The sequence below is a fragment of the Paragemmobacter straminiformis genome, assembly GCF_014243445.1.
Classification (GTDB): Bacteria; Pseudomonadota; Alphaproteobacteria; order Rhodobacterales; family Rhodobacteraceae; genus Paragemmobacter; species Paragemmobacter straminiformis.
Genome location: NZ_JACLQD010000003.1, coordinates 496,472 through 519,674, shown reverse-complemented (window position 1 = coordinate 519,674; position 23,203 = coordinate 496,472). Strand labels below are relative to the sequence as shown.

Below are 23,203 nucleotides of genomic sequence, written 5' to 3'. Positions count from 1 at the left end.
CGTCAGGCGCGCGCCATATGCCCCTGCCACCGCGCATCGCCGCGCGGATCGCCGCCCGCCTTGGCCGCCAGCCGCGCCACGTAATCGGCGCAACAGCGATGGTGCAACCGCGCCACCTGCGCCTCGGCCATCATGGGCAGGTGAACCGCATCAAAAGCCGCCGCATGGCGCAAGATGGTGACATCCTCCACCTCGTTCCGGTCGGCCACGTCGAAATATTCGTCCGTGTAGCGGTCTTTCCCCGCCACGGGCGACAGGCTGCCCCGCTTCAGCCCGAAACTTTCACGGTTGCGCAGCATGAAATGGTTGACCTGCGCCACCTCGAACCCGCGCAGCGACAGCGGCAGCGTGCGCAGGCTGTCATCCTCAGGGGTCCAGCCGCTCAACTCCTGGCCCGAAGGGTTGATCCAGCGCATCCCCCGCAGCCCCCAGTCGCGCATCCGCTGCGGCTTCAGCTTTTTGGGCGAATGTTCCCCCAGCCGCAGGAACCAGTCGGCATGCCCGTGGATCGACTTCACCCAGCCCGACAGCTTGTGCTCGCGTGTCGCCGCGCGGGTATGCATGCGGTGCTGCACCCCGTCCTCCCACTGTTCCCGCCCCGCCGTGCCGAACACCCGCCACGGGATCGACATGCCCAGAAACGGCTCGTCGAACCCCCCGAGCAGGTCGGGCAAGCGCCCCGCGCCGCGATGGATGTTCAGGAATTCATCCACATCCGCAACCATGACCCAATCGGCCCCCGCCACGGCCTCAAGCCGCTTCGCCGCCGCCAGCTTCGTCGCCGTGATCCGCTCGCCCGAAGGCACATCGCAGCGCAGATGCGTCAGCCAGCCCATCCCCTCCATCGCGTCCAGAAGCGCGGGCGAATGGTCGGTGCAGTCATTCGTCACCACCACGACATCGGTAAAGCCAAGCATCCGTTGCCACGCGACCCATTCGACCAGAAACGGCCCCTCGTCGCGCACCGAACAGACCACCGCATAGCGCATCGACACCCCCGCACCCGTCACAGGCCCCAGCATGACCGCGCCGTGCTGCCCGTCAAGGCTTGCGCCACATCCGCCCATCGGGCATTCCAAGGGCCGAACCAAAGGGGGTGCGGCGTGAAACTCTTCGTAGGCCTCGGCAATCCCGGCGCGAAATACGCGGGCAACCGGCACAACATCGGCTTCATGGCGCTTGACCGCATCGCCGCCGACCACGGCTTTTCCCCGTGGAAGGCGCAGTTCAAGGGCCTTGTCGCCCAAGGCCAGCTTGGCGGCGAAAAGGTCCTGCTGTTGAAACCCCAGACCTTCATGAACCTCTCGGGCGAAAGCGTCCGTCCGGCGATGGAGTTCTGGAAGCTCACCCCCGCCGACATCACCGTATTCCACGACGAACTCGACCTCGCCCCCGGCAAGGCCCGCGTCAAGGCGGGGGGCGGCCACGCGGGCCACAACGGGTTGCGCTCGATGCACCAGCACCTTGGCACCGACGCCTATAACCGCGTCCGCCTCGGCATCGGCCATCCGGGCCACAAGGACGCCGTGGCCGCTTACGTCCTGAACGACTTTGCCAAGGTCGAACGCGACTGGCTCGAAGACCTCCTCCGCGGCCTCTCCGAAGGGGCCGAGGCGCTTGCAGCAGGCGACGGCGCCCGCTTCCTCAACGCCGTGGCCCTGCGCACCGCCCCCCCGCGCGCATCGACCGGAACGGAACGCCAAGGCGGGCCGAAACAGCCGAAAACCGAAGCGCCCAAGGCGGCAGACCCCGCCCCCGAGGATACGCGCAACCCGATGCAGAAGCTGATGGACAAGTTCCGCTAGGCGGAATTTGACACAAATTCCGCCCCGATTTCTGGCGCAGAAATCGCCCCCCACCCTCCCGACCGGAATTTGCGTCAAATTCCGTCGCGTTTCCTGCGTCAGGAAACGCTTTCTCCGCCCCGCGAAAACAACCCCGCCAGCGCACGGCTCACCGTCTGCGTCACCCCCGGCTTGGGCAGGGCCACAAAGGGCATGGGCCGGCACACCTCGATCGCGGCCAACCCCACACGCGCGGTCAGCGCCCCGTTCACCACACCCTCGCCGAACCGGCGCGACAGCTTCGACAAAAGCCCGCCCCCCGCCACCGAGTGGATCATGTCATCGGTCAGCGCCACCGCCCCCGTGGCCACCAGATGCCCGAACACCCGCCGCAACAGCCGCATCGACCCGAACATCCCCGACCGGCCGCCGTAAATCTCGGCCACGCGGCGGATCATCCGCAGGTTGGCGTAAAGTGCCGTCGCCACATCGGCCAGCGCCAGCGGCACCAGCGCCGTCACCGTGGCGACCTGCCGCGCAGCCCCCTCCACCTCGGACCGCGCGGCGGCATCAAGCGGCGCCATCAACTCGACCTCGGCCAAGCCTGTAAGGGCATCGGCATCCATCACATCGCCCCGCCGCTCGGCCAATCTCGCCAAACCCCAGGCCTGATCTGCCCGCCCCGCATAAAGCGCTGCGACCGCATCCACCGCCCCCCGCGCCTCGGCCAAGGTGCCTGCCGCCGCCACCTTCGCCCGCAACCCGTCCAACCGCGCAAGGCGCCAAAAGGCCGAAGCCTCGCGCAGCGCCAGCAACAGCGCAGCCGCCACGGCCAGCGCCACCAGCCCGAAGGCCACCGCCCCCAACACCGTATTCGCCGCCAGAAGCGAGGCGACAAAGTCATAAAGCGCCACCGAAATCACAAAGGAAAACAATGCGCCAAAGGCCCATCCCGCAAAGGCCGCCAGCTTCGACCGCCGCCTTGCCCCCAAGGCCAGCGCCACCTGCATCGCGCGGCCCTCCGCCTCGGGCACAGGCGGGGCGAGCGAGGGGTCAACCCCCTCTTCCATCTCGATGACGAAGGGCTTGTCGCTCACAGCTTGTCTCCGAACAGAAATTCCGCCGCGCGGTCCAGCCTTATATGCGGCACCCCGTCCCCCGGTTTCAGCGCCATCCGCGACGGCTCGAACGCCATCAGCCCGAACTCCGCTTCCAGCCAGGTCTCCGCCCCCTGCCGTGCCGGTGCCAGCAGGCGCGCCGGATCCTCGGGCAAGCGCCCCGGATACAGCGCCAGCGTCCGGTCGCCCACACGGCCGCGCACGACCGCCAGCGCCACACCGTCGCGCATCACCTCGTCCTCGACCGTGGCGCGGAACCCCGCCAAAGACAGCGCCGCCGTTCTGGCCCCCGCGAATTCGGCCCTGTCCTTGGCCTCGCGCAGCAGCGCCCCGGCAATCGCGGTCAGCGCCGCGTGCTGGCTGTGGTGCAGATGGTCGGCCTTGGTCGCGGCAAACAGGATCCGCTCGACCCGCCGCCCTCCCAGAATCCGCGTCAGCCAGCCGTTGCGGCCGGGGCGGAACGCGCCCAGCACATCGGCCATGGTGCGGCGCAGTTCCTCGACCGCCTGCGGCCCGCGATGTATCGCCCCCAGCACATCGGCCAGCACGATCTGGCGGTCGATCCTGGCGAAATGGTCGCGGAAAAAGGGCTTCACCACCTGCGCGCGATAGGCGTCGTAACGCCGCTCCATCTCGCGCCAAAGACTGCCCCGCGCCGCGCTGGCCGGGCGCGGGATCGGCGCAAAGGTCAGCACGGGCGACCCGGCAAGATCGCCGGGCAACAAAAACCGCCCCGGCGTGCAATCGCCCCGCCCCGCCGCCTGCGCCGCGAACAGATAGCGCGTGTAGCACGCCGCCAGCGCCTGCGCCCGCCCCTCGTCCAGCGGCAGCGACCCGTCCTCGGCCCGCACCACGGCCATGAACTCGCCCGCTTCCGCCCGCTTGGCGATCCGGTCCAGCACGGCCTCCGACCAGTCGGCATAGCTCCGCTCCAGCAGCGACAGGTCAAGCAGCCATTCCCCCGGATAATCGACGATATCCAGATGCACCACGCGCGGCCCCGTCAGCCCGGCCAGAAATCCCGACGGACGCACGCGGAACGACAGGCGCAGCTCGGACACCGCCTTGGTGCTTTCCGGCCAATGCGGCGCATCGCCCGTCAGCGCGGCCAGATGCCCCTCATAGTCGAAACGCGGCAAGGTCAGGTCGGGCTGCGGTTGCAGATAGACCGCCTCGACCCGCCCCTGCGCCACGGCCGAAAGCTGCCCCATGCGCCCGCGGTCAAGCAGGTTCGCCACCAACCCCGTGATAAAGACCGTCTTGCCCGCGCGGCTCAGCCCCGTCACGCCCAGCCGGACCACAGGCTCCAAAGACCCCGAGGCGCGGGCAACCGCCCCTTCGATGCTGCGGACGATTCCGTCCGGAATATTCTGCAAGGCCAAGGCGGACCCCTTTCGTTACGCCCAACATAGGCACGCCGGGCCCCGCTGTGTAGATGCGCCCACCGATACCCCCACCGATACCCCCGCCGATGCACCGCTCACGCCGAAACGCGGGCGGCGCGGCAAAGGGGCGGCCCGGGCGCAAACCGCGGCGCCCGGCAGCGCTGCCCGCGCGAATGCAGCAAGGCTGCCCCTTCCCTTTACTCACCGCGCCGCTTCCGCTAACCCCTTCGCCCATGCCCAGATACGCCTTCCTCATCGAATATGACGGCACGCCCTTCAACGGCTGGCAACGGCAGGGCGGCGGCCAGCTGACCGTGCAGGGCTGCATCGAAGCGGCCCTTGCCCATCTGGAACCCGGCCCCCACACCGTCGCCGCGGCAGGCCGCACCGACACAGGCGTCCACGCCACGGGTCAGGTCGCCACCATCGACCTGCCCCGCGACTGGGACTGCTTTCGCCTGACAGGGGCGATGAACTACCATCTGCGCCACCATCCCGTCTCCATCCTCAGGATCGCGCGCGTGGCCGACGACTTCCACGCCCGCTTCTCGGCGCTCGAACGGCGCTACCTCTTCCGCCTTCTGGCCCGCCGCGCCCCCGTCACGCATGACAAGAACCGCGTCTGGCAAGTGCCCGAACCGCTCGACCTCGCGGCCATGCGGCGCGGCGCGGCCCACCTTGTCGGCAAGCACGATTTCACCACCTTCCGCTCAACCCTCTGTCAGGCCAAAAGCCCCGTCAAAACGCTCGACGAGCTGACGATCACCGAACAGCCCCACGCCCACGGCACGGAATACCGCTTCACGCTCCGCGCCCGCAGCTTCCTGCACAATCAGGTCCGCTCCATCGTCGGCACGCTGCACCGCGTGGGCGCCGGCACATGGCCCCCCGAACAGGTGAAAGCCGCCCTCGACGCCCGCGACCGCGCCGCCTGCGGCCCGGTCTGCCCGCCCCAGGGCCTCTACCTCACCGGCGTCGGCTACGATCACGACCCCTTCGCCTGACCGCTTCATCCTTGCCCAAATACTCGCAGGGGGAGGGCGCGGCCGCGCCCGGGGGGCGGCAGCCCCCCTGCCGCCGCAATTCCCTTGCAGCACCCCGCCGCTCGTCTAAAACTGCCCCAAACGATACGAGGCCCGCATGACCCTGTCCCAGTTGATCCTGTCCCAGTTGAGCGACCCGTTCCGCATCGTGCTGATCGTGGGGCTCGTCATCACGATGCTGCGCACCCGCCCCGTGACGGGCACGCTTCTGCCCCTCGCCTCGGGCATCGCCTTCGTCGCCATCATCATCCCCGTGACGATCACCCAAGGTCTGGGCGAACCGATGTGGCGACAGATCTCGGCTGGACTTCTGTCGAATGCCGTCATCCTCGGCATCGTTCTGGGCGTCTGGGAACTCTACCGCCGCGCGCGCGGCTAAGGCGCGGGGGCTGGTCCGGCCCCGCCTCAGCCCGCAGCCGGGGACAGCAGCCGCCAGACCTCGCCGCGCAGCGTGCCAAGGTCGAAGGGCTTCGAGATGAACCCGTCCGCCCCCAGTGCCAGCGCGCGGCGCTGTTCCTGCGCCGATCCGCGCGCCGTCATCATCAGCACCCGCGTCGCAGCCAGCACCGGATCGCGCCGGATGCCTTCGCAGATCTCGTAACCCGACACCTCGGGCAACATGATATCAAGAAGAACCAGATCGGGCCGCGTGGCGCGGATGTGGTCCAATGCCGTGGCGCCGCTCGCGATGCGGTCGCAGGCCATTCCCTCGCGGCTCACCACATAATGCAGGGCGGTCGCGATATTGTCGTCATCCTCGACGACCAGAACCCGGCGCTTCGCATCTGCGGGCATGGGTCATGTCCTTGCAGCTGAAGGGGCGGAAAGACCGAAAGCACCGCTTACACCGCCAATAAACCGACCGGGGCGCGTCTCCACGCCCCGGCCGTTCACACCTGACCGATCACTTGTCGGCGAAGATGTCTTTCTTGTGCGTGCCGCCCGGAACAAAGATCGCCCCGATCACCACGGTCATCACCGCAACCACGATCGCATACCACAGCCCGCCATAGATGTTGCCGGTCTGGGCCGAGATCGCAAAGGCGGTCGCAGGCAGAAGGCCACCGAACCAGCCGTTGCCGATATGGTAGGGCAGCGACAGACCCGAGTAGCGGATACGGGTCGGGAACAGCTCGACCAGCATGGCCGCGATCGGGCCGTAGACCATCGTCACCAGCAGGATCAGATAGGTCAGGATCAGCACGACCTTGATCTTCTGGCCGGTGAAGATATCGACCACGTTCTGCGCCTTGATGACGGTCTCGTTCTTGTCGGCCACCAGCGGATAGCCCGCAGCGCCCAGCGCGTCGTTCAGGCTCTTCTCGAAGGCCGCTTTCACGCCCTTCTCGGCGTCGAGCGCAGCCTGCGCCGCGTCGATGGCCGCCTGGTCGGTGCCCGCCTTGGCGGTGTCCAGCGCAGCGGTCGCTTCGGCAATCGCCTTGGCATTGGCCGCACCGTCATAGGACGCCACAACCGTTTCGCCCACTTTCACCTGCGCGATGGTCGTCGCCGCATCTTCCACGGTCGAATAGTTGACCGAGGTTTTCGCCAGCGTCGATTTCGCGATATCGCAGGACGAGGTGAACTTCACCGTGCCCGTCGGGTTGAACTGGAACGAGCAGTCTTCCGGCGCAACGCTCACTACGACCGGCGTTTCCTGCGCCGCAGCCAGCGCCGGGTTGGCGGTGGTCGTCAGCATCTTGAACACGGGGAAGTAGGTCAGCGCGGCAATCAGGCAGCCCGCAAGGATGATCGGCTTACGGCCGATCTTGTCCGACAGCGACCCGAAGAACAGGAAGCCGCCGGTGCCAAGGATCAGCGACCACGCCACCATCACGTTGGCGGTGAAGCTGTCGACCTTGACGACGTTCTGAAGGAAGAACAGCGCGTAGAACTGGCCCGAATACCAGACCACGGCTTGACCGGCGGTCAGACCCAGCAGGGCGATGATCGCGATCTTGGCATTGCGCCACTGGCCGAAAGCCTCGCGCAGCGGAGCCTTCGAGGCGGCACCCTCTTCCTTCATCTTCTTGAAGGCGGGGGATTCGTTCATCTGCAAACGGATGTAAAGCGAGATGAGCAGCAGGAAGATCGAGCCGAGGAACGGCACGCGCCAGCCCCACAGGTCGAACGCCTTGATCACCTTCGGCGTGCCGTCGGCGTTCATCACCGCAGCGCCCGCAGCGTCAAGAACCGGCGTCGGATCCCAATGGCCGTTCACATAGCCCTGCACCGACAGGATCACGATAAGCGAGAGCAGCAAGCCCAGCGTCGCCGTGGTCTGGATGAAGGCTGTGAAATAGCCGCGCTGGTTGGCGGGGGCATGTTCGGCCACATAGACCGCAGCGCCACCGTATTCACCCCCAAGCGCCAGGCCCTGCAACATGCGCAGGCCGATCAGGATGATCGGAGCCGCAGCACCCCACGAGGAATAGCCCGGCAGCAGACCGACGAGGAAGGTCGACATGCCCATGATCAGGATCGTCATCAGGAAGGTATACTTCCGGCCGATCAGGTCACCGAGCGAGCCGAACACCAGTGCGCCGAAGGGGCGCACGATGAAGCCGGCGGCAAAGGCCAGCAGCGCAAAGACGTTGCGCGTGGCTTCCGGGAACGAGGTGAAGAACTGCGCGCCGATGATCGCCGCGAGCGAGCCGTAAAGATAGAAGTCGTACCATTCGAAGATGGTTCCCGCAGACGAGGCAAGAATGACCTTCTTTTCCTCGCTGGTCATGGGCCGCGAGCGGTCCCTGACGTTCATTTCCGTAGTCGCCATTAGGCTTCCTCCTTGTTGTCCGGTCTGAAACCGACCGTTACGCTTATTGTTCGGCCGCCCCGCCACCCCCTTCGGGGCACCACATGGCGCAGCCGTCCCCCTTCCTGTCGTGACCGGCTCCTCCCGGACACAACCCCCGTCTATGCCGCGACACCCCTGACGATGCCCGACAGCGCCGCGCGGATACCGGCGATGGACCCCATCGCGTCGATCCGGTGCAGCACGCCCTTGGCCTCGTAATAGGAAATCAACGGCGCCGTCTGGGCGTGATAGGCCTTCAGCCGCTCGCGCACCGTTTCGGCATTGTCGTCGGCGCGGCGCTTGAACGCCGTGCCGCCGCATTTGTCACAAGCACCCGCATGGGCAGGCTGCTTGAATTCGTCATGATAGCCTTCGCCGCAGGCCGCGCAGGTGTAGCGGCCCGACACGCGGCCCACCATCGCCTCGTCATCCACATCAAGCGAGATGGCCGCCGTCACGCTTTGTCCGGCGGCGTCCAGCAGCGCATCCAGCGCCGCCGCCTGCCCGTCGGTGCGCGGAAAACCGTCAAGGATCACGCCACGCGCCACATCATCCGCAGCCATCCGGTCCTTCAGGATGGCCAGCACGATCTCGTCGCTGACAAGCTGCCCCGCTTCCATCACAGCCTTGGCGCGCTTGCCCGCATCGGTTCCGGCCGCAACCGCGGCGCGCAGCAGGTCACCCGTCGAAAGCTGGACCAGACCGAAGTCCTCCTCCAGCATCCGCGCCTGCGTGCCCTTGCCGGCCCCCGGAGGGCCCAGCAAGATCAGCACCGCCGGTTTGACCAGCACCTCGCTCATGCCTTGTTCATCCGGTTGGCGATCAGGTCATCCACCACCGACGGATCGGCAAGGGTCGAGGTGTCGCCCAGCGCGCCGAAGTCGTTCTCGGCAATCTTGCGCAGGATGCGGCGCATGATCTTGCCCGAACGGGTTTTCGGCAGGCCCGGCGCCCATTGGATCAGGTCGGGCTTGGCGATGGGGCCGATCTCGGTCCGCACCCAGGCCTCCAGCTCCTTGCGCAGGGCCTCGGTCGGCTCCTCGCCCTTCATCAGCGTGACATAGGCGTAGATGCCCTGCCCCTTGATGTCGTGCGGATAGCCCACCACCGCCGCCTCGGCCACCTTGGCATGGGCCACCAGCGCCGATTCAACCTCGGCCGTGCCCATACGGTGGCCCGATACGTTGATCACATCGTCCACGCGGCCGGTGATCCAGTAATACCCGTCCGCATCGCGGCGGCAGCCGTCACCGGTGAAGTAATAGCCCGGATACTGGCTGAAATAGGCTTCCTCGAACCGCGCGTGGTCGCCCCACAGCGTCCGCATCATCCCCGGCCAGCTGTCGGCGATGCACAGCACGCCATCGGTCTCCGTTTCCGTCTGCACCTTGGCGCTTGCGGGGTCCAGCACGATGGGCCGGATGCCGAAGAAGGGCTTCGTCGCCGACCCCGGCTTCTGCGGAATGGCCCCCGGCAGCGGGGTGATCAGGTGACCGCCCGTCTCCGTCTGCCAGAAGGTATCGACGATCGGGCATTTCCCCTTGCCGACATGGGTGTTGTACCAGTTCCACGCCTCGGGGTTGATCGGCTCGCCCACCGACCCCAGCAGACGCAAGGACGACAGGTCGTGCTTTTCCACCCACTCCGGCCCCAGCCCCATCAGGCTGCGAATGGCCGTCGGCGCGGTATAGAACTGCGTCACCTTGTGCTTGGCGCAAACCTCCCAGAACCGCCCCGCATCGGGGAAGGTCGGCACGCCCTCGAACATGATCGTGGTCGCGCCATTCGCCAGCGGACCATAGACGATATAGCTGTGCCCCGTGACCCAACCCACATCGGCGGTGCACCAGAACACGTCGCCGTCATGGTAATCAAAGGTCAGCTGGTGCGTCATCGCCGCATAGACCAGATACCCGCCCGAGGTATGCACCACCCCCTTCGGCTTGCCCGTCGACCCCGAGGTGTAAAGGATGAACAGCGGGTCCTCCGCGCCGACTTCGGTATAGGCGCAATAGGGCGAGACAACCTCCATCTCGGCCTTTAGGTCGAAATCCCGCCCTTCGGTCCAGTGCGTCTGGTCGCCCGTGTGCTTCACCACAAGGCACTTCACCTTGTCGCTGCAATGCAGCAGCGCCTGGTCGGCATTGCCTTTCAGCGGGGTTTTCTTGCCGCCGCGCGGCGCCCAGTCGGCGGTGATCACGACCTTGGCTTCGGAATCGTTGATCCGGTTCGCCAGCGCGTCCGGCGAGAAGCCGCCGAACACCACCGAATGGATCGCCCCGATCCGCGCACAGGCCAGCATCGCATAAGCCGCCTCGGGGATCATCGGCAGGTACAGGACGACGCGGTCACCCTTTTTCACCCCGTGCTTCTTGAGCACATTCGCCATGCGGCAGGTCTGTTCCAGCAACTGCGCATAGGTGATGTGCTGCGCGGGGGTTTTCGGATCATCCGGCTCCCAGATGATCGCCGTCTGGTTGGCGCGGCGGGCCATATGGCGGTCGATGCAATTGGCGCTGACGTTCAGCTTGCCGTCCTCGAACCATTTGATCGAGACCTTGCCCAGCTCGAAGCTCGTGTCCTTGACCTTGGTGTAATCCTGGATCCAGTCGATGCGCTGGCCCTGTTCGGCCCAAAAGGCCACCGGATCGGCGACAGAAGCCGCATACATCTTCTCATAGCCCGCCGCATCGACATGCGCCTTGGCGATGAAATCGGACGAGGCCGTATAGGCCTTCGTCGGCTGTGCGGTATCCGCCATAGTCAGTCCTCCCGTAACGCGGGCCGGTCCACCCGCTTGCATCGGCCGCCCGACATGGCGACCCCTCTCCCACCTGCACTTTTACACTATGCGTAAAATTACAGCTAACTCTAATTGCTGCAACGATTTTTCTGTCAATTAATTTGCAGAATATTGGTTAAATCCGTAAATCTGGCGTAAATCCGGCCAAATTCACTTTGCATTCAAGGCGCTGTGTTCAGCCCCCGCAAACGCCGCTTTGTCCAGGGAATCGCGCCTTTGGCCCCATGCGGGCGCGGCGCGCCATTTGCCGCAGCCACAGGGCCGCGACAAGCCCGCCACAGGGCCAAGCACGGCCCCGTTCGCCACGAATCACCTGCCTGTAGATGTTTGCGCTACCGCTCCGGCGCGCCCAATGCGGCAAGATCGGCCGCGAACCGCGCCTTCAACCCGTGGTGGCGCAACGCCTCGGCAACCTGCGGGCGCGCGCCGACCACCGTCAGGCTTCCGCCCCGCCGCGCCATCTTGCGCGCGAGCAGCAGGAAAGACCGCACCCCCGATGAATCGATCATCGGCACATCGGTCAGATCCAGCACGAATTCCCTTGGCCTGTCCGCGATCCGGTCCAGCACCGACCCAAGCCGCGCCGCCGCGCCAAAGAACCACGGCCCCCGCAGACGGCAGATCACCCGCTCGCCGTCATCGGTGGCAAAGGGGGTCTCGCCCTCCACCTCGGCCGCCTCGGACATGCGGCTGATGAACACCAGCCCCCCCAGCGCGAAGCCGACCACGATCCCCTCGGTCAGGTCGCGGAACACCACCAGCCCAAAGGTGACCAGCAGCACCAGCGCATCCGCACGGCTCGACCGCAAAAGCTGCCACGCCTCTTCCTTCTCGGCCATGTTCCACGCCACCACGGCCAGCACTCCGGCAAGCGCGGCCAGCGGAATGAACCCCGCAAGGGGGGCTGCGACCAGCATGAAGGCCAGCACGAACAGCGCATGCAGCATCCCCGAAACCGGCCCGCGCGATCCGGCCCGCACATTCGTCGCCGTCCGCGCGATGGTTCCCGTCACGCAGAAGCCGCCGAACAGCGCCGATCCGATGTTCGCCGCCCCCTGCGCCACCAGCTCCGCATTGGACCGGTGCTGCCGCCCGCTCATTCCGTCGGCCACCACCGCAGACAACAGCGATTCAATCGCGCCGAGCAGGGTGAAGGACAGGGCAAAAGGCAGCGCCGCCCAGATCTTCGCCATATCCATCGCGGGCAAGGCCGGCGCAGGCGGCACGCGCGGCAATTCCCCGAACTTCGACCCGATGGTCGCCACCGGCAGCGCCAGAACCGCGGCAATGACCGAAGCCGCGATCACCGCCAGCAGCATCCCCGGCCAATGCGGCCTGACCCGCTTCAGCCCCTGGATGACCGCCACGACCCCCAGCGCCAGCGCGCAGGCCGCAGGCGTCACCGTCCCCTTCGCCGCCCATAGCGCCTGAACCTTGGCGATGATCTCGGCAGGCTCTCCGCCCGTCAGGGTCAGCCCGAACAGGTCCTTGATCTGGCTCGAGAAGATGATGACCGCGATCCCCGCCGTGAACCCCACCGTCACCGGATAGGGAATGAAGCGCACATAGGTTCCCAACCGCAGCAGCCCCGCCGCCATCAGCAGGAACCCCGAAAGGAAGGTGGCAAGGATCAACCCGTCGAGTCCGCTTTTCATGACGCAGGCCGCGACCAGCACGATGAACGCCCCCGCAGGCCCGCCGATCTGGAACCGCGACCCGCCAAGCGCGGAAACAAGGAACCCGCCCACGATGGTCGTATAAAGCCCCCGCTCCGGCCCGACCCCGCTGGCAATGGCAATCGCCATGCTTAGGGGCAGCGCCACGATGGCGACGGTCAACCCCGCGATGGCATCGGCCCGCAGGTCCGCAAAGCGGTAACCCTCGCGCAGGACCGTGATGATCTTCGGGGTAAACTGGGCCGAAAAGGTGCCTGTCGCGCTCATGTCGCCACCATGCCTGTTTTGCGGTGCAGCAAACGCCTCTAGGGCGGGCAAGTCAACGCGGCAGAATGGACGGTTCGAACAGCCTCGCCTTGATATGCGACAGCCCATGCCCCCCACCCTCCGATGGTCACAGGGTGCAAGCGTTCGGGAAAGGCTCCGGTGGAGCGTTTCCCGGACGCGCCGTTAGGTCCGCGCGCGCCACGGGGGGTGGGCGCCCTTGCGCACGCCCCCGGGGGCGGGGCGTGCGCGGACCGTGGCTTTGGGCCACGGTCCAGCCCTGCCGCCGTGCCTGGGTTTGAAGCCGTTGCCCAGCAAAGGACACGCGGGCTAACCCCTCCCCCCAACCCCGTTGCACCCAACCCCCAACCCCGCCGATAAGGAACCAACCCGAGGACCCCGCCCATGCCCAAAGACCCCGTCCAAGCCGCCACGCCCGAAGCCATCGCCCTCGCCCGCGACCTTCTCGCCCTGCCCCATGCCGCACTCGCCGTGACCGACCCTGCCGATGGCACCCCCGCCATCAGCCGCATCGCCCTTGGCCTCTCGCCCGATGGCCCCGTCACGCTGATATCTTCGCTCTCCGCCCACCACGCAGCCCTTCAGGCCGACCCCGCCTGCGCCCTTCTGCTGGGGGAACCGGCGGCCAAGGGCGACCCGCTCACCCACCCGCGCCTGATGCTGAAAGCCCGCGCCGAATTCGTGGCCCCGGACGACCCCGCCCGCCCCGCGCTGCGTGACCACTGGTTGCAAACCCACCCAAAGGCGAAACTCTACATCGACTTCGCCGACTTCGCCTTCGTCCGCCTGCACCCCGTCTCGGCCCTTCTCAACGCGGGCTTCGGCAAGGCGCACCGCCTTTCCGCCGATGACCTGAAATAGCCAAAGGGCGGCCCCGCAGGACCGCCCCAAATCCGTTCGAACGGATTTGCAAATTTCTTCGAAGAAATTTGCCCTTACGTCGGCACGTCACACCGCACCGTCACATTGACCTTCCCCTTCACCGCGCCCGGCCATTTGAGGCTGACCGCCGTCTTCGCCGTGCCCTGCTCGACCAGCGTATAGGGCAGCGCATATTGCGCCACGTTCGACCCGTTGGTCACCGCCCCCTCGGCCACGACCGCAGTGACATTCCGTGCGCGGCCCGAGAACGGAAGGAATCCCCCCGTCTCCACCACCCAAGTGTCGGCAGCCGAAACCTGCGTATGCTCCATCACCAGCGGGCTCACCGTGATCTGGGTGATCCCGTTATAGGTATTCCCGTCAAAGACGATGTTGCGGAACCGCCCCGTATCCAGCGCGGCAAAGCTCGTATCCACCGCATCCACACGGTCGATGAAGCCGTTGACCGTCCGGAAGGCGTTGTTCGTCACCGCCAAGCCGTTGATGTAATGCCCCGACCCGCGCGGCGTGATGACCAGCCAGCGGAAAAAGGCGGCGACATCGATGGCCATGAAGATGTTGTTGCTCATGGTGAGCCCGCCGAAGGAAAAGCCCGACACAAGGTCCGGCTCGGCATCATGCTCGTTCGACCATTCGATGAAACAGTTGTCGACATAGTTGCCGCTGAACACCGTCTTCACATTGGTCGAGGTAAAGACCACCCCCGCCTTGCGCGTCCCGTCGGTCTGGTCATCCCCCTGGAAGAAGTGGTTGCCAAGGAACAGATGCCCCGTCCCGCCGATGATCGCGAAATGCGCGAAACGCACCACGCGGTTGTCCCTGATCTTGGTGTCATTGGCGTTGGTGTTCATCGCAATGCTGGTCCGGCTCTGCGCCGCCATCGCCTGCTCGTTCGACAGGAACTGGCAGGTATCCACCATCAGCCCCTGACAACCCGACCCGATCGAGGTGATGCCCCGATCCTTCGGGCGGTTGAAGACCGCATTCTCGATGCGGTTGGTCAGCCCCACCTTGGACAGCATCAACCCCGAACAGGTGCCGTTGCAGTTGAACTCCACCTCGCGGATCTCGAAGCGCGCAAGGTTCTCGAACCCGCTGAAATCGAGCAGGTATTTGTAACGCTCGAAGGTGAAGGTCCGCGTTCCCGCCGCCGCGAACAAAGGCTGGCTCAGTTCCAGCGTCCCCGCGCTGACATTCTTGCCCCGCACATAGACCTCGCGCCCCACGCCCGTGCCGCTGATCCGTGCGCCAAGGGGAATGTTGGCCACATTCGCCACCCCCGACAGCCGCAGGGGCGCGGCGGTGGCATAGGTCGCAACACTCGTCACCGTCGTCGTCGCCCATGCGGCCGAACCGTTGGGCGAAAGCTGCCCGTTCATCAGCACGCGCCGCCCGTTGAAACTGGTCAGCCCCGCAACGGCCGCGACATCCAGCGGTTCGGCCAGCTCGATCTGCCGCCCCGACAGGTCAAGCGCCACATGGTCCGAGAAATAGAACAGCGCCTGCAACGCCTTGCGGAACCCCGCAAGCTCGCTCCCGAAAGCGGCGGAATAGGTGTCGAGGTCGAAGTTCCGCGTGCAGACCAGCCGCGATGCCGCAGGCATGTCGAGCGTGCCGATAAAGCGCACGGGGTTGTTGAAGGTCAGGTTGCCGCCGATGGCATAGCTTCCGGCCGAAACCAGAACCGTCCGCCCCCCTGCTGCCGCATCCGCTGCCGCGAAAGCCGCCGTGTCATCGGTCACCCCGTCGCCCTTGGCACCATAGTCGCGCACATCGACCGTGGCGAACAGATCGCCAAGGAAAATGCCGCTCACATCCTCGACCACGATGTCGTCGATCCGCACAACGCCCCCCGTGGCCCCCGTCAGGTCGATCCCGAAATGCCCATAGGCGGGCTGGGTCCCCCAGACCATGTCCACCCCGCCCCGATTGCCCGACCCGACGATGGCCTGCACCGTCACCACCGACCCGTAGCCCGGCAGCACCACCGCCGGCCCGACCTGCACGGCACTTGCCACGTTGGTTCCGTTGGCCGCCTCGGCAAAGCCCGCGATGCGGACCGAAGGCAGGTTCCCCGACAGGCACTTCACCCGCGCCGTCACCCGCAGATACATGCCGGGCAGAAACGGGATGCGCTGGAAACAGCGCAGCTTCAGCGTCGCGGTGGTTTTCTGCACCTCGAGACAGCCCGCGAAATCCTGATCGGCGGGCACAAAGGCCGCATTGGGCTGTGCGGCCCATGTGCCCTGCCCTGCAAGCCCGTCCTCGCGCGACCAGAGGTTCAGCCCCGCCGCAAAGGCCGGAGGCATCAGCGCCAGCCCGTCCGTAATCGCCTTGTTCATCGCCCGTCACCCCTCGCCCGTTTCGGATGGGGGATAGGGGTAGCAACACGGGGTTAACCGCGCGTCAGACCAGCGTACGCCGCCCCCCGCCCACGATTTTTCTGCGAAAAATCATCCCCCCCACCTGTCGCAGCACCCGTGGCACAGGCAGGGGGGGCCAGCCCCCATCGGCCGATGGCCGATTCCCCCGGGATATTTCGGGGAATGTGAAAGGGCAAAAAGCACGCCCTTTCCGTTTGTCCGACGGCGCAGGGGTATCACGGACCGGACTGCCCGGGTCGCGCGGGCAAGCGGAACCCTAGGCCCCGACCCCCGGTTCGGGCAACAGCTGCACGGCGTTGATCTGCCAGCCTTCGGCGGTTTCGACCATCTGGTAATCCAGAATATGCGTCCGCCCCGCCTGATCGGTGATCATCACCTTCTGCCACAGGTTCCCCGCCACCTCGCGCGCCTCGAGCATCTTCACCGCACCGGGACGATGCACCATCGGATAGCCCTGCGTCACCATCGCGCCGAAATTCTGCGGCGTCATGAAGATGCCCTTGATCGTGGGCGAGGCAAAGGTGAAGGCCGTGGCGAAATCATCGGCCTTGAAGGCCTCGAGCTGGTTCAGGATCGTCGCCTGCATCGGGTTGTCCTGCGCCATGACCGGCGCAGAGAGGCAAAGGGCAGTCAGTAAGACAAAGGCAGTGCGTCGCATCGGCGGCCTCCTTCGGTGATCGTCCCCGCCCAAAGGGTAGGCCAAGGCAAAGGCGGGTCAAGCCGCATCGGGGCGCGGGGTCACCCCCGCGCGTCCGGCAAGACCAGCGCCCGAAGGGGCGTTTACTGAACCAGCCCGCCCGCAAGCGCGCGGTCGATCAGCGCCACGGTCTCGTCCACGCCGTAAAGCGCTACGAACCCGCCAAAGCGCGGCCCGTCCGATGCGCCCAGCAGAACCTCGTAAAGCGCCTTGAACCAGTCGCGCAGCGGTTCGAACCCGTGTTCCTTGCCCACGGCAAAGACCATCGACTGCAACGCCTCGTCGTCCAGGCCCCCGTCCCAGGCCACCAGCCGCGCCCGCAACTCGCCTATCGCCGCCCGCTCCTGATCGGTCGGCAGGCGGAACACCCGCGTCGGCGCGATCTTGTCGGCGAAATAGCGCACCGCAAAGCCCGCCGCCGCGTCAAGGTCGGGGTTCGCCTCGGGCGAGGCCTCGGGCGCATAGCGCCTGATGAACCCCCACAGCCCCTTGGCATCCTTGGCCCCCGCCACGCTCGCCAGATTGAGCAGCATCGAGAAGGGCACCACCATATGGCTGGCGGGCGGCTGGCCGCCGTGGATATGCCACACCGGATTGTTCACCTGCGCGTCGATCTCTTGCGTCGGATAGGCGCGCAACTGCTGGTGGTATTCGTCCACCGCCCGCGGGATCACGTCGAAATGCATCCGCTTCGCCGTCTTGGGCTTTTGATACATGAAATACGAAAGGCTCTCCGTCGCCGCATAGGACAGCCATTCGTCGATGGTCAGCCCGTTGCCCTTGGACTTCGAGATCTTCTGCCCCTGATCGTCAAGGAACAGCTCATAGGTCATATGGTTCGGCTTCCTGCCGCCCAGCACCTCGCAAATCCCGTCATAGATCGGGGTATTGGTGCTGTGGTCCTTGCCATACATCTCGAAATCGACATCCAGCGCCGCCCAGCGCGCGCCGAAATCGGGCTTCCATTGCAACTTGACGTTGCCGCCCGTGACGGGAAGCGTCCATTCCTTGCCGTCCTCGTCGTCGAAGGTGATGGTGCCGTCGTTGGCGTTCACCTCCTTCATCGGCACGTAAAGCACCCGCCCCGTGACGGGGTGGATCGGCAGGAAAGCCGAATAGGTCTTTTGCCGTTCGTCCCGAAGCGAGGCGAGCATGATGTCCATGATCGCGTCATAGCGCTCCGCCGCCAGCCGCAGCGTGTCGTCGAAGCGGCCCGATTTGTAGAATTCCGTGGCGCTGATGAATTCATACTCGAACCCGAAGGTATCGAGGAACCGCCGCAGCATCGCGTTGTTGTGGTGCCCGAACGAGTCATACTCGCCATAAGGGTCCGGCACGCTGGTCAGCGGCTTTTGCATGTGCTGGCGCAGCATGTCCTGCTGCGGCACGTTTTCCGGCACCTTGCGCATGCCGTCTACATCGTCGGAAAAACAGATCAGCCGCGTCGGAATGTCCGAAATCACCTCGAAGGCGCGGCGGATCATCGTGGTCCGCGCCACCTCGCCAAAGGTGCCGATATGCGGCAGGCCCGACGGGCCATAGCCGGTCTCGAACAGCACATAACCCTTTTCGGGGTCTTTCTTTTCGTAGCGTTTCAGGATGGCGCGGGCCTCTTCAAAGGGCCAGGCTTTCGATTTCATCGCTGCATCGCGCAATGTTGACATCGCCACACATCCTATTCCGTCCCAAAGGCCCCGTGCCCTTGGAAAATCAGGCCTCGTCTATTGCCGCCCCCGCCCCGCGTCAATAATCTAAGGGCTGACCCCATAAGGAATCCGTGCCGTGTCCGACTCTTCGCCCATGTCGCCGCAAGACGCCCTGATCGCCGTGATGATCGCCTGCTCCGCGTCCGACGAGAATATGCGTACCGCCGAACTCGTCGCCATCCAGCGCATGGTCAACCACATGCCGGTCTTTGCCGCCTACGACGCCGACCGCATCCGCCGCATCAGCCAGATCGTCTTCGACCTGTTCGAGGAAGAAGACGGCCTCGACGCCCTCTTCGGCCTGATCCGCGACGCCCTGCCCGAACGGCTGAACGAAACCGCCTATGCGCTGGCCTGCGATGTCGTCACCGCCGACGGCAAGCACAACGACGTCGAACTCCGCATGCTCGAGGAAGTGCGCGAGGAACTCAGCATCGACCGCCTCCACGCCGCCGCCATCGAATGGGGCGCCCGCGTCCGGCACATGACACCCTGACCGCCATCCCCCGCCCCGCAAGACCGCGCCACGCCCCGACGCAATCTGCGCAAAGCGGAAAGGGACCAAAGCCCCCCTTCCTCTTGCCCTAAATATCCTCGGGGGGTGAGGCCGCAGGCCGAGGGGGGCAGACAGCCCCCCTGTCCACGCCAGCCCTGTCCACGCCAACCCCGGCAAAGGCCCCGCCTGACAGGCCCCCGCATCCGTGTGCCGCAACGGTCAGACGTAAATCCCCGCCCAACGCGCGATCAACTGGCCTTGCAGCCGCCGCGCGCGCCGCAGCCAGGCCTTGCCGCCGGGGGGTTGCTCGCGCTCGGCGCGGCTCAGGCCGTCGCGGCGTCCGGTATCGGCGCAATAGATGGCAAAGGCCATCTCGCGCCCCTTCGGCGGCTGGATATATCCCACAAGGCCCGAGGCGAAATTCAGCGTCCCCGTCTTGCCGATCACCTTCACCGGCGACTCGATCGCCGCCCCGTCCTCGCCCTTCATCCCCAGATCGCGCAGAACGGCCTTCAGCGGCGCGCCCATCGGCGTGCCCTGCGCCGCGACCAGCGCCCGCACCATCTCGACCGGCGCGATGCGCGATGCCGCCCCCAACCCCGAATGGTCGACAAAGCGCGCCCGCACCCCAAGCCGCGCCTGCGCCCAGTCCGCCATCGCCCCGCCCGAGGCCGCCAAGCCCCCCTGACCGCTCGACGCAAGGCCCATGACCTCGGCGGTCAGGTTGGTCGACCAGCGCAGCATCCGGCGCAGCACATCGGGCAAGGGGTCTCCCGCCACTTCGGCCAGAACCGATGCCCCCTGCGGCACGGCACCCGCGACCCGCGCCTCGGGCAGGGCAATCCCCTGCGCCGCGCACAGCGTCTGGAACACCTCGCCCGCGTAAAGCCCGGGGATGCGCACCGGCAGCCATCGGCTTCCGCCCTTGCCAAGGGCATCGCGCGACACGGTCCAGTCCTCGGCCCCGCGCTGCGCCTGATAGGTGAACAGCGGCGCATCGCGCTGCACCACCTTCATCCGCGCCATCCGCACCAGCGGCACGAACCTTTCGCCCCGCGCGTCCATCTGCACGGCATAGCCGCCACCGTCGCGCTTCCATTCGAAATTGACGCGGTTGTAATTCAGGTTCAGCCCCGAGATCGCGGGGTTGTAGCCCACATGCTCGGGCTGGTCCGACGCGATTTCGTCGATATAGGGAAGGGCCGCGTCATAGACGTAAAAGCCCCCCGCGATCCCGCGCACCCCCGCCTGCGCCAGCCGCGCGGCAAGATCGCCCAGATCGTCGGTGTCCAGTTCCGGATCGCCCGTTCCGGCAAGCACGATGTCGCCCTGCACCACCCCGCCCGAAACCGGCCCCGTCGCCAGCACCCGCGTGGCAAAGCGGTGCCCCTCGCCCAGCCGCTCCAGCGCGAAAAGCGAGGTGATGACCTTGGCCGTGCTGGCAGGGGGCAAGGCATGGTCGCCGTGCAGGGCCTCCAGCACCTTGCCCGTGGCGGCATCGGCAATGCAAAAGCCCACATCCCCGCCAAGCTGTGCCGTTGCGATCAGATCGGCCGCCGAAGGCGCCGCCCCTTCGGCCAGAACCGGCGCGGCCACCCCTGCCAGCAACCCCGCCAGAACGCCACGCCGCGAAATCATCGCATCCCTCCCGAAACCCTGACGAAACGCTAACGGCACAAGGGCAAAGGGCGCAAGCCTGCCATTCGTCCGCCCGTCCGGCGCCGCCCGTCCGGCGCAGCACGGGCCGCAGGGGCCACCCGCCTATCGCCGCCAATCCCCCCGCGCCCTGATCGCGCTCGACGAAGACCCGTCCATCGGCAGGTTGACAAAACACCAGACCGGCGCGTCCCGCATCCGCAACTGCTCGCCCCGCGACACCCGCGCCCCGTTGAAGATGCGCGCGGCCTTGCTCATCCGGCCGCGCACGCCCCAACCGGGCCGCGCCAGCACGCCCACCGGCACGCGCAGCAAGATCTCCTGCCACCGCTCCCACCGATGGAACTGCCCCAGATTGTCGGCCCCCATCAGCCAGACGAAGCGCACCCCCGGATACAGCCGTTGCAGCGCCGTGATCGTGTCCACCGTCCGCCGCGTGCCAAGCCGCGCCTCCAGATCGCTCACCACCACACGCGGGTCGCGCATCACCGCTTTCGCCCGCGCCATCCGGTCGGCCAGCGGCGCAGGCCCCTGCGCCTTCAGCGGATTTCCGGGCGACACCAGCCACCAGACGCGGTCAAGACCCATGCGTTTCAGCGCCTCGCGCGTGATATGCGCATGGCCTTCATGCGCCGGATCGAACGACCCGCCCAGCAGTCCGATCACCATCCCCGTCGCGGCTTTCGGAAACCCTGCCCGCAAATCGCCTCTCCCCGCCCATACGGGCAAAAGCCGAACCACCCCACGTTGCCCTTGTCCAGCATTATCGCTACATACACGCCAACCCAAAGATCGATCAGGAGCGGCACGATGGCCTCGTATCAATACGTCTATCACATGGAAGGGGTCTCCAAGACCTATCCCGGCGGCAAGAAGTGCTTCGAGAACATCCACCTCAACTTCCTGCCCGGCGTGAAGATCGGCGTCGTCGGCGTCAACGGCTCGGGCAAATCCACCCTGCTGCGCATCATGGCCGGACAGGACACCGATTTCAAAGGCGAGGCCTGGGCCGCCAAGGGGGCCAAGGTCGGCTACCTCTCGCAGGAACCCTACCTCGACCCCGCGCTCGACGTGAAGGGCAACGTGATGCTGGGCGTTGCCAAGCAGCAGGCGGTTCTCGACCGCTACAACGAACTCGCCATGAACTACTCCGACGAAACCGCCGACGAGATGGCCGCCCTGCAAGACCAGATCGACGCCGAAAACCTGTGGGAGCTTGAAGCGACCGTCGGCGTGGCGATGGACGCCCTGCGCTGCCCGCCCGACGATGCCGATGTCGAAAGCCTGTCGGGTGGCGAACGCCGCCGCGTGGCGCTGTGCAAGCTGCTGCTCGAAAAGCCCGACATGCTGCTCTTGGACGAACCGACCAACCACCTCGACGCGGAATCGATCGCATGGCTGCAAAAGCACCTGATCGACTACAAGGGCACGATCCTGATCGTGACCCACGACCGCTACTTCCTCGACGACATCACCTCGTGGATCCTCGAACTCGACCGTGGTCGCGGCATCCCCTACGAGGGCAACTATTCCGCATGGCTCGACCAGAAGGCCAAGCGCATGCAGCAGGAAGCCCGCGAGGACAAATCCAAGCAGAAAGCGCTCGAGAAGGAACTCGAATGGATCCGCGCCGGCGCCAAGGCCCGTCAGGCCAAATCGAAAGCCCGTATCCAGCGCTATAACGAAATGGCGGGCCAGACCGTGCTTGAACGCTCGTCCACCGCGCAGATCATCATCCCCAACGGCGAACGCCTCGGCAACAAGGTGATCGAGGTCGTGGGCCTGAAAAAGGCGATGGGCGACCGCCTCTTGATCGAAGACCTCTCCTTCACCGTCCCGCCGGGTGCCATCGTCGGCGTCATCGGCCCGAACGGCGCGGGCAAGTCCACGCTGTTCCGCATGATCACGGGTCAGGAAAAGCCCGACGAAGGCACGATCACCCTCGGCGACACCGTGCAACTCTCCTACGTCGACCAGTCGCGCGACGCGCTCGACCCCAACAAGACCGTTTGGGAGGAAGTCTCGGGCGGCTCCGAAGTCATCCATCTGGGTGACATGGAGATGAACTCGCGCGTCTATACGGGGGCCTTCAACTTCAAAGGCACCGACCAGCAGAAGAAAGTCGGCCTCCTCTCGGGCGGGGAACGCAACCGCGTCCACATGGCCAAACTGCTGCGCGCGGGCGGCAACGTGCTGCTGCTCGACGAACCGACCAACGACCTCGACGTCGAAACCCTGCAAGCCCTCGAATCCGCGATCGAGGAATTCGCAGGCTGCGCCGTCATCATCAGCCACGACCGCTTCTTCCTCGACCGCCTCTGCACCCATATCCTCGCCTACGAAGGCGACGCCCATTGGGAATGGTTCGAAGGCAACTTCCAGGCCTACGAGGAAGACAAGGTCCGCAGGCTCGGGCCGGATTCCATCGAACCCAAGCGCGTCAAATACAAGCGTTTCAGCCGCTGATCCGGCGCGAATCATCCGAACCGAT

The 23,203-nt window shown here is 66.1% G+C and carries 19 protein-coding genes; 6 read left to right on the top strand and 13 right to left on the bottom strand.

Features of this window, described 5'->3' with window-relative positions:
• Window positions 1–2: 2 nt before the first annotated feature.
• Window positions 3–1,067 carry a glycosyltransferase family 2 protein gene (locus H7F16_RS19685; protein ID WP_185798014.1) on the bottom strand — a complete coding sequence of 355 codons (1,065 nt, stop codon included), beginning with the start codon at window positions 1,065–1,067 and terminating at the stop codon, window positions 3–5.
• A 36-nt stretch (window positions 1,068–1,103) separates the two neighbouring features.
• Here H7F16_RS19685 and pth point away from each other — a divergent pair, with 36 nt between their 5' ends.
• Window positions 1,104–1,805: an aminoacyl-tRNA hydrolase gene (gene pth, locus H7F16_RS12925; RefSeq protein WP_185798013.1), complete on the top strand. Its 702-nt coding sequence runs from the start codon at window positions 1,104–1,106 to the stop codon at window positions 1,803–1,805.
• Between the two features lie 98 nt (window positions 1,806–1,903).
• On the opposite strand, the gene H7F16_RS12920 is transcribed toward pth, so the two are convergent.
• Together H7F16_RS12920 and H7F16_RS12915 are read right to left on the bottom strand one after the other, a co-directional pair.
• Window positions 1,904–2,854, bottom strand: a complete 951-nt coding sequence (locus H7F16_RS12920) for a YcjF family protein (RefSeq protein ID WP_185798141.1) — start codon at window positions 2,852–2,854, stop codon at window positions 1,904–1,906.
• 23 nt (window positions 2,855–2,877) lie between these two features.
• Window positions 2,878–4,284, bottom strand: coding sequence for a YcjX family GTP-binding protein (locus H7F16_RS12915; protein WP_185798012.1), 1,407 nt, complete (start codon window positions 4,282–4,284; stop codon window positions 2,878–2,880).
• A gap of 236 nt (window positions 4,285–4,520) precedes the next feature.
• Between H7F16_RS12915 and truA the strand changes: the two genes are divergently transcribed.
• The gene (gene truA / locus H7F16_RS12910; RefSeq protein WP_185798011.1) at window positions 4,521–5,291 is read left to right on the top strand and encodes a tRNA pseudouridine(38-40) synthase TruA; all 771 of its coding nucleotides are present in this window, start codon (window positions 4,521–4,523) and stop codon (window positions 5,289–5,291) included.
• A gap of 136 nt (window positions 5,292–5,427) precedes the next feature.
• The gene (locus H7F16_RS12905) at window positions 5,428–5,709 is read left to right on the top strand and encodes a hypothetical protein (RefSeq protein ID WP_185798010.1); all 282 of its coding nucleotides are present in this window, start codon (window positions 5,428–5,430) and stop codon (window positions 5,707–5,709) included.
• A gap of 26 nt (window positions 5,710–5,735) precedes the next feature.
• On the opposite strand, the gene H7F16_RS12900 is transcribed toward H7F16_RS12905, so the two are convergent.
• The 5 genes from H7F16_RS12900 to H7F16_RS12880 form a co-directional block, all read right to left on the bottom strand.
• Window positions 5,736–6,125: a response regulator transcription factor gene (locus tag H7F16_RS12900; RefSeq protein WP_185798009.1), complete on the bottom strand. Its 390-nt coding sequence runs from the start codon at window positions 6,123–6,125 to the stop codon at window positions 5,736–5,738.
• A gap of 109 nt (window positions 6,126–6,234) precedes the next feature.
• On the bottom strand, window positions 6,235–8,106 hold the full coding sequence (locus H7F16_RS12895) for an MFS transporter (protein ID WP_206682602.1): 1,872 nt from the start codon (window positions 8,104–8,106) through the stop codon (window positions 6,235–6,237).
• Window positions 8,107–8,246: 140 nt separating this feature from the next.
• Window positions 8,247–8,927: an adenylate kinase gene (locus H7F16_RS12890; protein ID WP_185798008.1), complete on the bottom strand. Its 681-nt coding sequence runs from the start codon at window positions 8,925–8,927 to the stop codon at window positions 8,247–8,249.
• Window positions 8,924–10,888 (bottom strand): acetate--CoA ligase, encoded by a 1,965-nt coding sequence (gene acs, locus H7F16_RS12885; protein WP_185798007.1) that lies wholly within the window; start codon window positions 10,886–10,888, stop codon window positions 8,924–8,926. Before acs ends, H7F16_RS12890 begins: the two co-directional genes overlap by 4 nt.
• Before the next feature lie 374 nt (window positions 10,889–11,262).
• The gene (locus H7F16_RS12880; RefSeq protein ID WP_185798006.1) at window positions 11,263–12,873 is read right to left on the bottom strand and encodes a SulP family inorganic anion transporter; all 1,611 of its coding nucleotides are present in this window, start codon (window positions 12,871–12,873) and stop codon (window positions 11,263–11,265) included.
• Window positions 12,874–13,275: 402 nt separating this feature from the next.
• Here H7F16_RS12880 and H7F16_RS12875 point away from each other — a divergent pair, with 402 nt between their 5' ends.
• Entirely contained in the window at window positions 13,276–13,752 is a 477-nt protein-coding gene (locus H7F16_RS12875; RefSeq protein ID WP_185798005.1) for a pyridoxamine 5'-phosphate oxidase family protein, read from the top strand.
• A gap of 74 nt (window positions 13,753–13,826) precedes the next feature.
• Here H7F16_RS12875 and H7F16_RS12870 read toward each other — a convergent pair whose 3' ends face one another.
• The 3 genes from H7F16_RS12870 to H7F16_RS12860 form a co-directional block, all read right to left on the bottom strand.
• Window positions 13,827–16,115 carry a glycosyl hydrolase family 28-related protein gene (locus tag H7F16_RS12870; RefSeq protein WP_185798004.1) on the bottom strand — a complete coding sequence of 763 codons (2,289 nt, stop codon included), beginning with the start codon at window positions 16,113–16,115 and terminating at the stop codon, window positions 13,827–13,829.
• 298 nt (window positions 16,116–16,413) lie between these two features.
• Complete coding sequence (locus H7F16_RS12865; RefSeq protein WP_185798003.1) at window positions 16,414–16,815, bottom strand: DUF4864 domain-containing protein; 402 nt, start codon at window positions 16,813–16,815, stop codon at window positions 16,414–16,416.
• 122 nt (window positions 16,816–16,937) lie between these two features.
• Entirely contained in the window at window positions 16,938–18,518 is a 1,581-nt protein-coding gene (locus H7F16_RS12860; protein WP_185798002.1) for a lysine--tRNA ligase, read from the bottom strand.
• Window positions 18,519–18,654: 136 nt separating this feature from the next.
• On the opposite strand from H7F16_RS12860, the gene H7F16_RS12855 reads away from it, so the two are divergent.
• The gene (locus tag H7F16_RS12855; protein WP_185798139.1) at window positions 18,655–19,056 is read left to right on the top strand and encodes a tellurite resistance TerB family protein; all 402 of its coding nucleotides are present in this window, start codon (window positions 18,655–18,657) and stop codon (window positions 19,054–19,056) included.
• A gap of 219 nt (window positions 19,057–19,275) precedes the next feature.
• On the opposite strand, the gene dacB is transcribed toward H7F16_RS12855, so the two are convergent.
• Together dacB and H7F16_RS12845 are read right to left on the bottom strand one after the other, a co-directional pair.
• Entirely contained in the window at window positions 19,276–20,694 is a 1,419-nt protein-coding gene (gene dacB / locus H7F16_RS12850) for a D-alanyl-D-alanine carboxypeptidase/D-alanyl-D-alanine endopeptidase (protein WP_185798001.1), read from the bottom strand.
• 123 nt (window positions 20,695–20,817) lie between these two features.
• The gene (locus H7F16_RS12845; protein WP_185798000.1) at window positions 20,818–21,414 is read right to left on the bottom strand and encodes a nicotinate-nucleotide adenylyltransferase; all 597 of its coding nucleotides are present in this window, start codon (window positions 21,412–21,414) and stop codon (window positions 20,818–20,820) included.
• Between the two features lie 108 nt (window positions 21,415–21,522).
• Here H7F16_RS12845 and ettA point away from each other — a divergent pair, with 108 nt between their 5' ends.
• On the top strand, window positions 21,523–23,178 hold the full coding sequence (gene ettA / locus H7F16_RS12840; protein ID WP_185797999.1) for an energy-dependent translational throttle protein EttA: 1,656 nt from the start codon (window positions 21,523–21,525) through the stop codon (window positions 23,176–23,178).
• Window positions 23,179–23,203: the final 25 nt, after the last annotated feature.